The 633-nt window shown below is 32.7% G+C and carries 1 protein-coding gene; it reads left to right on the top strand.

Features of this window, described 5'->3' with window-relative positions; translation table 11 throughout:
• Window positions 1–269: hypothetical protein (locus HMPREF9010_RS26675; protein ID WP_369746713.1), on the top strand; the 269-nt coding region annotated here is incomplete at its 5' end.
• Window positions 270–633: the final 364 nt, after the last annotated feature.

Raw genomic sequence — 633 nt, forward strand, 5'->3', positions numbered from 1 at the left:
TCTTCATTGTAAAAGTATTTTTATCATCCCTTAGGATGATCTTTTTGCTCTGTTCAGGACGCCGTAAATTTATTGACCTTATTCAAATACCTATCGTTTCTTCGAACATCGCTGCTCTGGAAACAAGTATTGACGGTTCTATTTTTTTTACTTGTACTACTTGTATTGTTTATCAATATTTCAAAGAACTTGTTACTTTCGTTTTAAAAGCGGGTGCAAAGGTAAGGGCTTTATTTTTAACTACCAAACTTTTTCGGAAGTTTTTTTAGTTTTTCTTTTTACTCGATTTCTCTGGCTCTCTATGCGAAAGGGAAAGAATGTATGAAAGAATAACTCTTGCCAATTTTCTTTGCGAATCGGACTGCAAAGATAAGAACTTTATTTATTATAATCCAAACTTTTTCGGAAGTTTTTTGTTCTTTTCTTTAAGTGGGATTCCACTTTTTCACTAAGTCAATTTTTCAAGGCTTTCTTCTCTTGGAAAGCGGGTGCAAAAGTACGCCCTTTTGGTATACACTCCAAATATATCAAACTATTTTTTCTAAGTATTTTTGAATACATTTGCTAAAGTGCTGACGCATAACGATGTTGTAGAACATATTTTTTATGTATAGGGAAATTGTGTGCGGAAAC

Source organism: Bacteroides sp. 3_1_23 (genome assembly GCF_000162555.1).
GTDB lineage: Bacteria > Bacteroidota > Bacteroidia > Bacteroidales > Bacteroidaceae > Bacteroides > Bacteroides ovatus.